Raw genomic sequence first — 14799 nt, 5'->3', positions numbered from 1 at the left:
CGGGACGGCGGCCGATGTCTCCCACCGAAAGGCCTACCCTTGCCCGGTATGAATCTCACGCGTGCAGAAGCCCGTGAACGCGCCGAACTGATCGACGTCGAAAGCTACGACGTCAACCTCGACCTGACCCGCGGCGATGAGGTCTTCGGCAGCACCACCGTGGTGAAGTTCTCCGCACGCGCCGGCGCCTCGACATTCATCGACGCCGTCACGGCCGCCGTTCACCGGGTCACCCTCAACGGCGTCGCCCTGGATCCGGCGGAGGTTTCCGACGGCGTCCGCATCCAGCTGCCGAACCTCGCCGAATCCAACGAGCTCGTGGTCGAGGCCGACGCCCTGTACATGAACACCGGCGAAGGGCTGCACCGGTTCGTGGACCCGGTGGACAACGAGGTCTACCTCTACTCCCAGTTCGAGGTTCCGGACTCGCGGCGGATGTTCGCCGTCTTCGAGCAGCCCGACCTGAAGGCCAGCTTCCGTTTCACCGTCACCGCGCCCTCACACTGGGACGTCATCTCCAACTCCCCCACGCCCGAGCCCGTCGCGGCCGAGGCCGTGGACGCCGCGGCGCCGAAGTCCACCTGGTCCTTCGAGCCGACGCCGCGCATCTCCTCCTACATCACCGCCCTCATCGCCGGCCCCTACCAGTCGGTGCGGAGCGAACTGACCAGCTCCGACGGGCGCGTCATCCCGCTGGGCGTCTTCGCCCGCCGCTCGCTGATGCAGTACCTCGACGCCGAAAACGTCTTTGAGCTGACCCGGCAGGGGTTCGCCTTCTACGAGGAGCAGTTCGGCACCCCGTACCCGTTCGAGAAGTACGACCAGCTGTTCGTGCCGGAGTTCAACGCCGGCGCCATGGAGAACGCCGGCGCCGTCACCTTCCTGGAGAGCTACGTCTTCCGCTCCCGCGTGCCGGAGGCGACCATCGAGCGGCGCGCCGTCACGATCCTGCACGAGCTGGCGCACATGTGGTTCGGCGACCTGGTGACCATGCGCTGGTGGAACGACCTGTGGCTGAACGAGTCCTTCGCGGAGTTCATGTCCACCCTCGCCGCTGCCGAGGCCACCGAGTTCAAGCAGGCGTGGACCACCTTCGCCTCCCTCGAAAAGGGCTGGGCGTACCGCCAGGACCAGCTGCCCACCACGCACCCGATCGTCGCCGAAATCCGCGACCTTGAGGACGTGCAGGTCAACTTCGACGGCATCACGTACGCCAAGGGCGCCTCCGTGCTCAAGCAGCTGGTGGCCTGGGTGGGCCAGGACAGGTTCATGGCCGGGGTGCGCGAGTACTTCGGCAAGCACGCCTGGGGCAACACGGTCCTCACCGACCTGCTCAGCGAGCTGGAGGCGGCCAGCGGCAGGAACCTGGCCGACTGGTCCGCAAAGTGGCTGGAGACCGCCGGCGTCAACACCCTGCACCCGCTGATCGAAGCCGATGACGAGGGCGTGCTCACCCGGCTGGCCATCCGCCAGACCGCCGTGGAGGAGTACCCGACGCTGCGCCCGCACCGCCTGGCGGTCGGCTTCTACAACGAGGGTGAAGACGGGCGGCTGCACCGCACGCACCGCATCGAGCTCGACGTCGACGGCGAACTCACCGAGGTGGCCGAGGCCGCCGGCCTGGCGCAGCCGGACCTGCTGCTGCTCAACGACGACGACCTGGCCTACGCCAAGATCCGCCTGGACCCGAAGTCCCAGCGCACCGCCGTGCGCCGGCTGCGGGACATCTCCGATTCGCTGCCCCGCACCCTGGTCTGGGCCGCGGCCTGGGACGGAACCCGCGACGGTGAGATTCCCGCCCGCAACTACGTCGAGCTCGTCCTGCAGAACATCGCCGACGAAACCGACTCCACAGTGGTGCAGGTCCTGCTGCGCCAGCTGGCGACCACGCTGGCGTTCTACGTGGACCCGGCGGACCGTGACGCGATGACGGCCGCCGCGGCCGACAGCCTGTGGGACCTCAGCCGTGCCGCCGCGCCCGGCTCCGATTCCCAGCTGCAGTTCGTCAAGGCCTTCGCCGCGCACGCCGTCTCCGACGCCCAGCTCGACGCCCTCGCCGCGCTGTTCTCCGGGGAGGCCTCCCTTGAGGGCCTGGAGATCGACGCCGACCTGCGCTGGGAGCTGCTGACCGGCCTGGTGGTGGGCGGCCGCGCCGGCCAGGACGAAATCAACGCCGAACTGCAGCGCGACCCGACCGCAACAGGCCAGCTGGCCGCCGCCCAGGCCACGGCCGCCCTCCCTGGCGCCGAGGCCAAGGCCGCGGCCTGGGAGTCCATTGTCGAACGGTCCGAGCTGCCGAACGCGGCCCAGCGCTCGGCGATCGTCGGCTTCAGCCGGGTCCACGACGCCTCCGTGCTGGAGCCGTACGTCGACCGGTACTTCGAGGCCGTGCGCGAGGTCTGGAACACCCGCACCCACGAGATCGCCCAGCAGATCGTCGTCGGGCTCTACCCATCCCGCCTCACCCGGCAGGAGACGATCGACCGGACCGACGCATTCCTCGAATCGCTCGGCGACGAGGCTCCGGCCCTGCGCCGGCTGATCCTGGAAAGCCGCGACGGCCTGGTCCGGGCGCTGAAGGCCCAGGCCGCCGACAAGTAGGCCCGGCATACACCGGCGCCGCGGCCCGCTGCCGCGGTTCCCCTGAAAGGACAGGCTGATGATCAACTCCGAGCACCGTTACGGGGTGCGCCTGGAATGGACGGGCAACCGCGGCAGCGGCACCTCCGGGTACCGCGCCTACGGGCGGGACCACGTCCTCAGCGCCGACGGGCTGCCGGACATCGCCGGCACCGCCGATCCCACCTTCCACGGCGACCGGGACCGGTGGAATCCGGAACAGCTGCTCCTCGCAGCCCTGTCCCAATGCCACATGCTGTCGTTCCTGCATGTGGCGGTGCGCCAGGGCCACGTCGTCACCGGCTACACCGACGACGCTGCGGGAACGCTGCGCCTGAACCGGGACGGCAGCGGAGAGTTCACCGACGTCCTGCTCCGACCGCGCGTGAGCTTCGATCCCGGGTCCGCGCCCACGGAGCAGGAGCACGGGCAGCTGCACGCCGAGGCGAACCGGCTCTGCTTCATAGCCCGCAGCGTCGCGTTCCCGGTGCGGCACGAGCCCGCCGCCGTGCTCCCGGCGGCCGGACCGTCCTGACGCCGACGCCCAGGCCCGCGTCCGGAGGACCCTGCTTCCACCGGTAACCTGCTTAGGTGGCGGAACAACGGTTCCGCCACCTGCAGAGGGAAGGAAGACAACACGTGCTGCACGCCGCGGAAGCCGATACGGCCACCATTGAGGTCCGGGACTTCGACGTCTCGGGACTGATCGAAGCCGGCGTCATCATCGTCATCGGCCTGGTGGTGCTGGCCGCGGCCCGGTTCCTCATCAACCGCCTCGTGGCCCGGGCGCAGAAGGGCTACACCTTCTTCGGCGGCCGGCAGCTGAAGTGGGCCCGCCCGGCCCGGGCGAAGGCCGAGAGCCAGCGGCGCACCCAGCGCGCAGACACCATCGGGGCGCTGCTGCGCAGCGCGGTCACCCTCTCCGTCGGCATCATCACCGGAATCATGGCGCTGGACGCCATCGGCATCAACATCGCTCCCCTGCTGGCCAGCGTGGGCGTGCTGGGCCTGGCGCTGAGCTTCGGGGCGCGCGAAATGATCCAGGACGCCATCTCCGGCTTCTTCATCACCATCGAGGACCAGTACGGGATCGGTGACACCATTGAAGTGGGCGAGATCGTGGGCACCGTCCAGTCCGTGGGCATCCGCATCACCCGCCTCACCGATTCGCGCGGAGTCGTCTGGTATGTCCGCAACGGCGAGATCGCCAAGGTCGGCAACCGCTCCCAGGGCCGCTACGTGCAGCCGGCGGACCCCGAGCCGGTGCCCGTCGACGCGCCCGGAAGCAGCGACAGCAGTTCCGCCGCAGAAACCCGAAAGGACCAGCCGTGACAGAGGCACCCCAGCCGCTTCCGCGCCCGCAGCAGGGTGCGGCACTTCCCCTGGGCTCCGCCCCGGGAGGGCCCTTCACCCAGCCGGGCTACACCGAAAACTTCTATGAGGCCGTGGGCGGCCACGCCACCTTTGTCCGCCTCGTGGACGAGTTCTACGACGGCGTCGCCACTGATCCCCTGATGCGGCCGATGTATCCCGAGGAGGACCTCGAGCCGGCCAAGGAGCGGCTGCTGCTCTTCCTCGAGCAGTACTGGGGCGGACCACGGACGTACTCCGAACAGCGCGGGCACCCCCGGCTGCGCATGAGGCACATGCCCTACGCCGTCTCGCCCGCCGCCCGCGACGCCTGGCTGCTGCACATGCGGCGCGCGGTGGACACGCTGGAGCTTTCTCCCCTGCACGAAGCAACTCTGTGGGATTACCTGGAACGCGCCGCGCACTCCATGGTCAACAGCGCCTGAGCTGGACTCAGAAGGCGAAGGCAGCGCCCTCGCGCACCAGCACATGTCCGTGCGGCAGGCTCAGCCGCAGCCACCGGCCGTTGCGCAGCACCGGAGCGGGCCCAGCCTGCTCCGGACGGGGCAGGAACCCGAGCGTCACGGCGGCAAAGGCCGCACCGGCCGGCAGCCCGCCGTCGGGCCCGTCCACTGCGCCCAGCGGCCGACCCCATACCGCGTTCCGGGCCGATTCCACGACGGCGGCGCCGGGATTCTGCGGCACCGCCTCGGCAACCAGCCGCATCCCCTCGGCCGCTGCATCGGTCAATGTCGCGGCCGATACGCTGCCTGCCGGCTCCCACCCCGAGCGGGGCGGGCTGATCCCGGCCCAGGTCTCATGCACCTGGACCGGAGGCAGCGACAGGGCCGTGGCGCCGCCTGCCATGCGGGCCAGCCGGTCCGCCACCGCGGAGAGTTCGACGGTGCTGTCCACCTCGGCCGGCTGGGCAAGAGGCATCGTCCGCAGCCCGAGGACCGTCGGGCCCGCTTCTCCCAGCCCACGGGGCCGCAGCGCGCAGACCCAGGCGGCCAGCACGCTGCCGAAGGCCTGCAGACGGATGGCTCCGTCGGCGGCGCTGCGGGCCCGGACCACGAAGGTGCGCAGATCCGCCGTCACCTGGGCGTCGGCCAGGACCAGTTCCTCCCCCGCCATCACCGCTCCCCCGCAGCCACCGGACGCCGCCGGAAGGGCACCGGGCCGGCCTGCCAGGACGTCAGGACCCGCCGCTGGGCGTCGCTGAGCCGACGCGGAGCACCGGTCTCCGCATCGACGAGGACCATCGTTGCCTCCGCCAGGGCATAGGTGGGCACGCCGTCGTCGTCCGTCAGCCGGAAGCCGTAGCCGAAGCTCGAGGTTCCGATGCTTGTAGTCCAGGTCTCCACCAGCACGGGTTCCGGCCGGTAGGTCAGCGGGGCGAGGTATTCGATTTCCTGCCGGGCTACGAAGGTCCGGCAGGCCGGACCGACCAGCCGGCGGAACGTCACGATGCCCTCGTCACCCCCGGCCGCTTCGCCCGGGATCGGCAGCATTCCCAGGCGCACCCGGGCATCTTCGAGGAACTGCAGGTACCGGACGTTGTTGACATGGCCGTTGGCGTCTTCGTCGCCGAAGCGCAGCTGGATGGGAAACCGATGAACTGGCATGCCCTCCATCCTCTCAAACGCCGCCACCGCCGCCGAACCGGCACGTTTGGGGGTTCCCGGCGGGAGTGCATATTCTCAAAGGACGGCGCCGGCGGCGCGGCACTACCCATGGGAGAACACGCATGACGATGGATCCAACGTTCAATCCGACCCGGGCCCTGCTGGACCTGCTGGACCTCAGCAACGGCGGCGGCGCGCGGACGGACGAGGACGTCTTCGTGGGCACGTCCCTGCCGGAGCCGCGGCGCCGGGTGTTCGGCGGCCAGGTGCTGGCCCAGTCGCTGGTCGCGGCCGCCCGCACGGTGGAGCCGGGACGGCTGATGCATTCCATGCACGGCTACTTCCTGCGCCCCGGCGACACGGAGCAGCCCATCACCTTTGGCGTGCAGCGGCTGCGCGACGGGCGTTCGTTCTCGGCCCGGCGGACGCACGCCTATCAGGACGGAGCCCCGATCCTGTCCCTGATTGCCTCCTTCCAGGCCCCCGTCGAAGGGCTTGACCATCAGGAACAGATGCCGGAGGGGGTCCCGGACCCGGAGTCCCTGCCCACCACCGCCGAACTGCTCGGCGGCTACGACCATCCGGTGGCGAAGGCCTGGGCGCACCGCCGCCCCATGGACATCCGCCATGTGACGTCCCCGCTCTACGTCGAAGCGGGGGCGGAACGCAGCGCCCGCAACGCCGTCTGGATGAAGACCTTCGACCCGATGCCGGACGACCAGAACCTGCACCGCGCCGCTCTGGCCTACGCCAGCGACTACACGCTGCTGGAGCCGGTGCTGCGGCGCCACGGCCTGGCCTGGACGGCCCCGGGCATGAGCGTGGCCAGCCTCGACCACGCCATGTGGTGGCACCGCCCACTGCGTGTGGACGAGTGGCTCCTCTACGTGCAGGAATCCCCCAGCGCCTCCTCGGCGCGCGGCCTGAGCACCGGCCGGATCTTCAACCGGGAAGGCCAGCTGGTCGCCACCGTGGCCCAGGAGGGCATGGTGCGGGTGCCGGAGGAGTCCCGCCCCGCCGACTGACTGCACGCCCGTGCGCGGCCTCCCGGAGGCGCCGCCTCCGGGCAGGCGCTGCGCGGAAGAACGAAAGGGGCCGGAACCGCATCAGCGGTTCCGGCCCCTTTGCTTGTCCCGAAGATCAGTCGCGGGTGAGCTTGCGGTGGGTGACCCGGTGCGGCTTCGCCGCGTCGGGGCCCAGGCGCTCGACCTTGTTCTTCTCGTAGGACTCGAAGTTGCCCTCGAACCAGTACCAGTTCGCCGGGTTCTCCTCGGTGCCTTCGTAGGCCAGGATGTGGGTGGCCACGCGGTCCAGGAACCACCGGTCGTGGGAGACCACCACGGCACAGCCGGGGAAGTCCAGCAGGGCGTTTTCCAGGCTGGAGAGGGTCTCGACGTCGAGGTCGTTGGTGGGCTCATCGAGCAGCAGCAGGTTGCCGCCCTGCTTAAGGGTCATGGCCAGGTTCAGCCGGTTGCGCTCACCGCCGGAGAGCACGCCGGCCTTCTTCTGCTGGTCCGGGCCCTTGAAGCCAAACGCCGAGACGTAGGCGCGGGAGGGCATCTCCACCTGTCCGACCTGGATGTGGTCCAGCCCGTCGGAGACCACTTCCCACAGCGTCTTGTTGGGGTCGATGCCGCCACGGCTCTGGTCGACGTAGGAAATCTTGACGGAGTCGCCGATCTTCAGGTCGCCGCCGTCCAGCGGCTCCAGGCCGACGATGGTCTTGAACAACGTGGTCTTGCCGACGCCGTTGGGGCCGATCACGCCCACGATGCCGTTGCGGGGCAGCGAGAAGGACAGGCCATCGATCAGCTTGCGGTCGCCGAAGCCCTTCTGCAGGTTGCTGGCTTCGAGAACCAGGGAGCCCAGCCGCGGTCCCGGGGGAATCTGGATCTCCTCGAAGTCGAGCTTGCGGGTGCGCTCGGCTTCGGCGGCCATTTCCTCGTAGCGGGCCAGTCGCGCCTTCGACTTGGTCTGGCGGCCCTTCGCGTTGGAGCGGACCCATTCCAGCTCGTCGGAGAGGCGCTTGGCCAGCTTCTGGTCCTTCTTGCCCTGGACTTCCAGGCGGGCCCGCTTCTTCTCCAGGTAGGTGGAGTAGTTGCCTTCGTACGGGTAGAGGTGGCCGCGGTCGACCTCGGCGATCCATTCGGCAACGTGGTCCAGGAAGTACCGGTCGTGGGTCACGGCCAGGACGGCGCCCGGGTAGCTGGAAAGGTGCTGCTCGAGCCAGAGCACGCTTTCGGCGTCGAGGTGGTTGGTGGGCTCATCGAGAAGCAGCAGGTCCGGCTTCTGCAGCAGCAGCTTGCAGAGGGCGACCCGGCGGCGCTCACCGCCGGAGAGCACGGTGACGTCGGCGTCCGGCGGCGGGCAGCGCAGGGCGTCCATGGCCTGCTCCAGCTGGGAGTCGATGTCCCAGGCGTCCGCGGCGTCGATCGCTTCCTGCAGCTTGCCCATCTCCTCGAGCAGGCTGTCATAGTCTGCGTCGGGGTCGGCCATCTCCTCGGAGATCTGGTTGAAGCGCTGGATCTTTTCGTAGATCTCGCCCACACCTTCCTGGACGTTGCCCAGGACGGTCTTTTCCTCGTTCAGCGGCGGCTCCTGCAACAGGATGCCGACGGTGTAGCCGGCGCTCAGGCGGGCCTCACCGTTGGACGGGGTGTCGAGCCCGGCCATGATCTTCAGGATGGTGGACTTACCTGCACCGTTGGGGCCCACCACGCCGATCTTGGCGCCGGGGAAGAAGGACATGCTTACGTCGTCAAGGATGACTTTGTCGCCAACGGCCTTGCGGGCCTTGGTCATCGTGTAGATAAATTCCGCCATGCCTTCAAGGCTAGTGGGTGCACAGGGCAAGTGCCATTCAGCCCTCGCCTCCGACGAAGCAGCTGCCGTCGGACAGCGCCGGCAGCACGGTCACGTTCACGGCTCCGTTCCGAACCTCGCCGAATACACAGCTGCCTTCGACGTTCCCCGCGGCCACTACCGAGTCGACCTCCAGGCCGGTGGGGGTGATGTCCTGGGAGACCCGGAGGGTTTCCGCGGCAAGCCCGGCTGCGGTCATCGCCGCGGCGACTTGTTCCCGGTCGGGCGTGCCGCCGTCGGCGGCGAGCGCCGACAGCTCGGTGCGGACCCGTTCGGCAACCTGCTCTGCGGCGGTCCGTGCGGAGTCGGAGGGCGCCGCGGCCGCGGCACCGGTGCCGGGGGCGGATGCAGGAGCCGTCAGCCGGGGAGAGGCGCTGCTCCGAAAGTCGCCGCCGGAAAGGACCAGCGCGGCCACCCCCGCCGCAGCGAGCATCAGGACGGCCAGGACGGTGACCAGCAGCCAGGGTCGTCGACGGGAGGCGGAGCGGTGGGCCATGCGCATCATTCTGCCACGTGCCCCCGGGCCCGGTTCCTCCCCCGGGCCCGGGGGGCTCTCAGTAGGGAGCCGCGTGGGCGTCCGCCGGCTCGGGATCGGCAGGCATGTCCTCCGCCGATCCGGTGTCCTCCCCGGGCACGTCCTCCCCGGACTCCGCACTCCAGCCGTGGCCGTGGAGGCCGGTCGAGTTCCCGTCGTCGGCAGGTCCCGGGCCGTCAGTGAACGCTCCCAACCCGCCGGGGCCGTCCGCCCCTTCGCCATCGGCAACTCCGCTGCTCACGCCGCCACAGCCCACTCCGCTTAGGCCCGGCCCGCCCGACAGGCCGCCGGACTCCGACCCCACGTCCTCCGCGGACCGGCCGGCCGGGTTGCGCCGGTACCGCGCCGTCCCCCACTGCAGGTCGTGCCCCACCGAATCCGCATCGACCTCGACGGCGGTTCCGCTTCGGCCGTCATCGCGTGTCCAGGGCCGGACCTTCAGCCGGCCGGTCACCAGGACCCGGTCGCCCTTCTGAACGCTCACGCCGACGTTGACCGCCAGCTGGCGAAACAGGTTCACGGTGTACCAGTTGGTCTGCCCGTCGCGCCACGTGCCCAACATCCGGTCGAAGCGCCGTTCAGTGGTGCAGATCCGGAAACCGGCCACCGGGAGGCCGCTTTCGGTCGTCGTGCTGCGCACCTCGGTGGCCACATAGCCGCGAATGGTGATGGTGTCGTTCATCGTTGCCCCTGCCCTGTCGTCCCCTCCGGGCTGTCGCCCGGGGCAGCCGCCCCGTGGCGGCGTCCGCACCAGCATCACCGGAGGACACCGGCGTGGGGGCGGGCCACCGCGGCCTGGGGAGGGATCGCTGCCTTACCGCGCCGCTCGGCACTTGTGGAGGACAGGGACAGGCCGTGCCGGCAGCCGTGCCGGCTACCTGCGGCAGGCAGGCGCCGGGGGAAGCTCCCCGCCGTCCTCCCGACCGGCCCCCGGGAAGCGAAGCCGTACCTGCGCCAGGGACACCGCGCCCTGGCAGGGAATCGCCAGCAGGTCCCCGACCGCGATGTCCGCCGGCAGGAGCACGGGGCCGCCGTTCAGGTCCGAGGCCTCGGAGAGCAGGCGCACGCTGCGGCGCCGCGTCCGGGCCCGCCGCCCCACAAGCCGTGCCGCGGCAAGCACTGCACGGCACCGCCCCAGGTCGGCATCGACCCACACCTCGGAGCGGCCGTGCCGGCCGGGCTCGAAGACCGCGGTGACCCTGGTCAGGAGCACCGTGCTGAACCGCTCCCTGCGCCCGGCCGGTCCCGGACTGACGCCGGCGAGACCGATCCGCACGGAGGGCGTGGCCTCCCGGCGGCCGGCCCGGGCCAGCGACGACCCGTTGACTATCACGTCTCCGCGGGTCAGGACGGTGCCGTCCGGCCAGCACTGCTGTGCTGACACAAGGGCCATCCGCCGGGCGGCCAGAATGCTGTTCATATCGGTTTCCCTTCGTTCCCGCCGCCCGGCTCCCGTGGCCGGGCGCCCCTCGTGACGGCTGTGCTGCTGTCACTGCCCAGTCCTACCTCTGCCGAAGCCCCCGGAAGCGGGGCCACACGGAATCCAAACAGCCGGAGCCCCGACCGCCGCAGCAACGCCGACGGCGGTGCGCCGCGCCTGCCGTGGGCCGGGGAAGATGTTTTCGGCGCCGGCGTTTGGGCGACGTTAGGTTTCCGCCCCGCCCCGTTTGGATTCCGTTAGGACGTGCCCGGGACCCCTTCCGGCGGCGGTTGAATCGGTGTCCGGGCCGCGGACAGCGGCCCCCGTGCACCCGACCGGGCGCACCGATTCATTCCTCAAGGAGCCACTGTGCTTGACATCGTCTACCTGCTCGGCGCGCTTGCCGTGTTCGGGCTGGTCAGCCTCACCGCGAAGGGGGTGCGGAAGCTGTGACCGCTTTCTCCCTCGTCGCCGCCGTCCTGGCCGTCGCCGCCGTCGTGTATCTCGTGTACGCACTCGTGAAACCGGAGCGGTTCTGATGGGCGTCCTGTTCGCGGTGCTCCAGGCAGCCACCCTCGCGCTGATCCTGGCCGTCCTCTACCGCCCGCTGGGCGATTACATGGCACGCATCTACACCTCCGGGCGGCATCTGCGGGCCGAGCGCGGCTTCTACCGGCTGGTGGGCGTGGCCCCGGACGCGGAACAGAGCTGGCAGGCGTACCTGCGGGCGGTGCTGGCGTTCTCACTTGTCGGGTTCGTGCTCCTGTACCTGCTCCAGCGCGGGCAGGCCTTCCTGCCCTATTCGCTCGGGCTGCCGCCCGTGCCCGAGGGCCTGGCCTTCAACACCGCCGCATCCTTCGTGGCCAACACCAACTGGCAGTCCTACTCTCCCGAACTGACCATGGGTTACAGCGTGCAGCTGGCCGGCCTGGCGGTGCAGAACTTCGTGTCAGCGGCCGTCGGCATCGCCGTCGCGGTCGCCCTCGTCCGTGGCTTCGCCCGCGTCCGGACCGGCACCCTCGGCAACTTCTGGGTGGACCTCACCCGCGGCGTGGTGCGCCTGCTCCTGCCGATCTCGCTTCTCGGCGCCGTCGCCCTGATCGCCGGCGGGGTGATCCAGAACTTCAACGGCTTCACCGAGGTGACCACGCTCAGCGGCGGCACCCAGATCCTGCCGGGCGGACCGGTGGCCTCCCAGGAAGTGATCAAGAACCTGGGCACCAACGGGGGCGGGTTCTTCAACGCCAACGCCGCGCACCCCTTCGAAAACCCGGCGGCCTGGACCAGCCTGGCTCAGAACGTGCTGATGCTGATGATTCCGTTCAGCCTGCCCCGCACCTTCGGCCGGATGATCGGGGACAACCGCCAGGGCTACGCGATCCTCGCGGCAATGGCCACCCTGTACCTGGCCTCCCTCACCCTTCTGACCGCGCTGGAGCACTCCGGCGCGGGCACCGCCCCCGAGCTGGCCGGCGGCGCCATGGAGGGCAAGGAACAGCGTTTCGGCATCTTTGCCTCGACGCTCTTCGGCTCCACCAGCACACTGACCTCCACCGGTGCCGTCAACTCGATGCACGACTCGTACACCGCACTCGGCGGGATGATCCCCATGCTGAACATGATGCTCGGCGAGGTGGCCCCCGGCGGCGTCGGCTCCGGGCTGTACGGCATGCTGATGCTGGCCGTCATCACCGTCTTTATCGGCGGCCTGCTGGTCGGCCGCACCCCCGAATACCTGGGCAAGAAGATCGGCCCCCGGGAAATCAAGCTGGCCAGCCTCTACATCCTCGTCACCCCCACCCTGGTCCTGGCCGGGACCGCCCTGAGCTTCGCAATCCCGGGCATCCGGGCCGACGTCGAGGCGGTGTCCATCTGGAACCCCGGGCACCACGGGCTCTCCGAGGTCCTCTACGCCTTCACCTCGGCCGCCAACAACAACGGCTCGGCCTTCGCCGGGCTCACGGCCAACACGCCCTGGCTCAACACGGCCCTGGGGACGGCGATGCTCCTTGGCCGCTTCCTGCCCATCGCCCTCGTCCTGGCGTTGGCGGGTTCCCTGGCGGCGCAGGACCGCGTGCCGGCTACCGCCGGAACCCTGCCCACCCACCGGCCGCTGCTTATCGGCCTCCTCACCGGCGTGACCGTGCTGATCACCGCACTCACGTTCTTCCCGGTCCTCACCCTCGGTCCCATCGCAGAAGGGCTGCTCTGACCATGTCCACCACCATTGAGACTCCTCCCGCCGTCCGCGGCGGTTCCGGGCCCGACCCGCTGCCGGCACGTCGGGCCGTGACCGCGGGCACCGTCGCCGCGGCGCTGCCCGGAGCGTTCCGCAAACTCGATCCCCGGGTGATGTGGCGGAACCCCGTCATGTTCATCGTTGAGGTCGGAGCGGTGCTGACCACCGCCCTGGCCGTGGCCGAGCCGTTCCTGGGCGGCCCGGGCAGCTCCGGCGGTAGCCCGGTCCCCGCAGCCTTCACCGCCGCCATCGCCGCCTGGCTGTGGGCGACCGTGCTGTTTGCGAACCTCGCCGAGTCCGTTGCGGAAGGCCGGGGCAAGGCCCAGGCGGAAAGCCTGCGCCGCACCCGTACGGGCACCACGGCCCGCCGGGTGGCGGCGTACGACGGCGCCCGCGATCCCGGCGCCGAGAAGGCCCGGCTGGAGGAGGCCTCCTCCGCGGACCTGGACCGCGGCGACGTCGTCGTGATCGAAGCCGGCGGCACCATCCCCGGCGACGGCGACATCGTGCACGGCATCGCGTCCATCGACGAATCCGCGATCACCGGCGAATCCGCCCCGGTGGTCCGCGAATCGGGCGGCGACCGCAGCGCCGTCACCGGCGGCACGCGGGTCCTGTCGGACCGGATCGTCGTCCGCATCACCTCCAAGCCCGGCGAGACGTTCGTGGACCGGATGATCGCCCTCGTCGAGGGAGCCGCGCGCCAGAAGACGCCCAACGAGGTGGCCCTGAACGTGCTGCTGGCGAGCCTGTCGATTGTCTTCCTCATGGTCACGCTCACCCTGAACCCGATCGCGTCCGCGGTGGGCGTCGGCGTCACCCTGCCGGTGCTCATCGCCCTGCTGGTGTGCCTGATTCCGACCACCATCGGCGCGCTCCTGTCCGCCATCGGCATCGCCGGCATGGACCGCCTGGTACAGCGCAACGTGCTGGCCATGTCCGGGCGCGCCGTCGAAGCAGCCGGCGACGTCACCACCCTGCTGCTCGACAAGACCGGCACCATCACCTACGGAAACCGGCGCGCCGCCGGCTTCCTGCCGATCAACGGCGCGTCCGCAGCGGAGCTGATCACAGCCGCCGCGCTGTCCTCCGCCGAAGATCCGACCCCCGAGGGCCGCTCCATCATGGACCTGGCCGCGGCGAACGGCCATTCCCCCGAGCCGCCGTCGGGAGCACTCGGCGTACCGTTCACCGCACAGACCCGCATGAGCGGGATGGACCTGCCGGACGGGACCTGCATCCGCAAGGGTGCCGCGTCGGCCGTGCTGGACTGGACCGCCGCCTCGGGCGGTATCGCCATCGACGTCCGGCGGGCCGTCGAGGACACCGTCCAGGGCATCTCCGCCGGCGGCGGCACCCCGCTGCTGGTGGCGGTGCGGACCCCCGACGGCGAGGTGCGGGTCCTCGGCGTCGTGCACCTCAAGGACGTGGTCAAGGACGGCCTGTTGGAACGGTTCGTGCAGCTGCGCGCGATGGGCATCCGCACCGTCATGGTCACCGGCGACAACCCGCTGACCGCCAAGGCCATCGCCGCCGAGGCCGGGGTGGACGACTTCCTGGCCGAGGCCACGCCCGAGGACAAGATCGCCCTGATCCGCCGCGAACAGGCCGGCGGGAACCTGGTGGCGATGACCGGTGACGGCACCAACGACGCCCCCGCCCTGGCCCAGGCCGATGTCGGGGTAGCGATGAACACCGGCACCTCCGCCGCCAAGGAAGCCGGCAACATGGTGGACCTCGACTCCGATCCGACCAAGCTCATCGACATCGTGGCGATCGGCAAGCAGCTGCTGATCACCCGCGGAGCGCTCACCACCTTCTCGATCGCGAACGACCTGGCCAAGTACTTCGCCATCATCCCGGCGATGTTCGTCGGCGCGTTCCCTCAGCTGGCGGCGCTGAACATCATGGCACTGAGCTCCCCGGCCTCCGCGGTCCTCTCCGCGATTATCTTCAACGCCCTGATCATCGTGGTCCTGATTCCGCTCGCCCTCAGGGGTGTGGCCTACCGGCCCCTGAGTGCCTCGAAGGTGCTGGGCCGGAACCTGCTGCTCTACGGCGTCGGCGGCGTCGTCGCCCCGTTCCTCGGCATCAAGCTCATCGACCTGGCCATCAGCCTCCTTCCCGGCTTCTAGCCCTCCCAGAGAAA

14 protein-coding genes are annotated in these 14799 nt (G+C 70.1%); 8 read left to right on the top strand and 6 right to left on the bottom strand.

The window, feature by feature from the left end:
- Positions 1–48: 48 nt before the first annotated feature.
- The 4 genes from pepN (at position 49) to AC5RUW_RS04730 (ending at position 4415) form a co-directional block, all read left to right on the top strand.
- The gene (gene pepN / locus AC5RUW_RS04745; RefSeq protein WP_494159648.1) at positions 49–2601 is read left to right on the top strand and encodes an aminopeptidase N; all 2553 of its coding nucleotides are present in this window, start codon (positions 49–51) and stop codon (positions 2599–2601) included.
- A 58-nt stretch (positions 2602–2659) separates the two neighbouring features.
- Complete coding sequence (locus AC5RUW_RS04740) at positions 2660–3154, top strand: OsmC family protein (RefSeq protein WP_494159647.1); 495 nt, start codon at positions 2660–2662, stop codon at positions 3152–3154.
- Positions 3155–3258: 104 nt separating this feature from the next.
- A complete protein-coding gene (locus AC5RUW_RS04735; RefSeq protein WP_494159646.1) occupies positions 3259–3951 on the top strand; it encodes a mechanosensitive ion channel family protein in 693 nt (230 codons plus the stop codon).
- A 50-nt stretch (positions 3952–4001) separates the two neighbouring features.
- Positions 4002–4415 (top strand): globin, encoded by a 414-nt coding sequence (locus AC5RUW_RS04730; RefSeq protein WP_494160190.1) that lies wholly within the window; start codon positions 4002–4004, stop codon positions 4413–4415.
- A 7-nt stretch (positions 4416–4422) separates the two neighbouring features.
- Here AC5RUW_RS04730 and AC5RUW_RS04725 read toward each other — a convergent pair whose 3' ends face one another.
- Both AC5RUW_RS04725 and AC5RUW_RS04720 read right to left on the bottom strand, forming a co-directional pair.
- On the bottom strand, positions 4423–5103 hold the full coding sequence (locus AC5RUW_RS04725) for a DUF8185 domain-containing protein (RefSeq protein WP_494159645.1): 681 nt from the start codon (positions 5101–5103) through the stop codon (positions 4423–4425).
- Positions 5103–5594 carry an acyl-CoA thioesterase gene (locus tag AC5RUW_RS04720; protein WP_494159644.1) on the bottom strand — a complete coding sequence of 164 codons (492 nt, stop codon included), beginning with the start codon at positions 5592–5594 and terminating at the stop codon, positions 5103–5105. The genes AC5RUW_RS04725 and AC5RUW_RS04720 overlap by 1 nt, the downstream gene beginning before the upstream one ends.
- A 122-nt stretch (positions 5595–5716) precedes the next feature.
- Between AC5RUW_RS04720 and AC5RUW_RS04715 the strand changes: the two genes are divergently transcribed.
- Positions 5717–6619, top strand: coding sequence for an acyl-CoA thioesterase (locus AC5RUW_RS04715; protein ID WP_494159643.1), 903 nt, complete (start codon positions 5717–5719; stop codon positions 6617–6619).
- 115 nt (positions 6620–6734) lie between these two features.
- Here AC5RUW_RS04715 and ettA read toward each other — a convergent pair whose 3' ends face one another.
- The 4 genes from ettA to AC5RUW_RS04695 all read right to left on the bottom strand — a co-directional run bounded on the left by ettA (position 6735) and on the right by AC5RUW_RS04695 (position 10411).
- Positions 6735–8417 (bottom strand): energy-dependent translational throttle protein EttA, encoded by a 1683-nt coding sequence (gene ettA / locus AC5RUW_RS04710; protein WP_494007249.1) that lies wholly within the window; start codon positions 8415–8417, stop codon positions 6735–6737.
- Positions 8418–8454: 37 nt separating this feature from the next.
- On the bottom strand, positions 8455–8952 hold the full coding sequence (locus tag AC5RUW_RS04705) for a DUF6993 domain-containing protein (protein ID WP_494159642.1): 498 nt from the start codon (positions 8950–8952) through the stop codon (positions 8455–8457).
- 58 nt (positions 8953–9010) lie between these two features.
- Positions 9011–9673 carry a single-stranded DNA-binding protein gene (locus AC5RUW_RS04700; RefSeq protein WP_494159641.1) on the bottom strand — a complete coding sequence of 221 codons (663 nt, stop codon included), beginning with the start codon at positions 9671–9673 and terminating at the stop codon, positions 9011–9013.
- A 192-nt stretch (positions 9674–9865) separates the two neighbouring features.
- Positions 9866–10411: a hypothetical protein gene (locus AC5RUW_RS04695; RefSeq protein WP_494159640.1), complete on the bottom strand. Its 546-nt coding sequence runs from the start codon at positions 10409–10411 to the stop codon at positions 9866–9868.
- 449 nt (positions 10412–10860) lie between these two features.
- On the opposite strand from AC5RUW_RS04695, the gene kdpF reads away from it, so the two are divergent.
- The 3 genes from kdpF to kdpB are packed head-to-tail and all read left to right on the top strand — an operon-like array spanning position 10861 to position 14785.
- Positions 10861–10950, top strand: coding sequence for a K(+)-transporting ATPase subunit F (gene kdpF, locus AC5RUW_RS04690; RefSeq protein ID WP_494159639.1), 90 nt, complete (start codon positions 10861–10863; stop codon positions 10948–10950).
- Positions 10950–12623 (top strand): potassium-transporting ATPase subunit KdpA, encoded by a 1674-nt coding sequence (kdpA, locus tag AC5RUW_RS04685; RefSeq protein WP_494159638.1) that lies wholly within the window; start codon positions 10950–10952, stop codon positions 12621–12623. The genes kdpF and kdpA overlap by 1 nt, the downstream gene beginning before the upstream one ends.
- 2 nt (positions 12624–12625) lie before the next feature.
- The gene (gene kdpB / locus AC5RUW_RS04680; protein WP_494159637.1) at positions 12626–14785 is read left to right on the top strand and encodes a potassium-transporting ATPase subunit KdpB; all 2160 of its coding nucleotides are present in this window, start codon (positions 12626–12628) and stop codon (positions 14783–14785) included.
- The last annotated feature ends 14 nt before the right edge of the window (positions 14786–14799 follow it).

The organism is Arthrobacter sp. Y3222053 (assembly GCF_059092805.1).
This window is presented reverse-complemented; position numbering and strand designations above follow the sequence as displayed.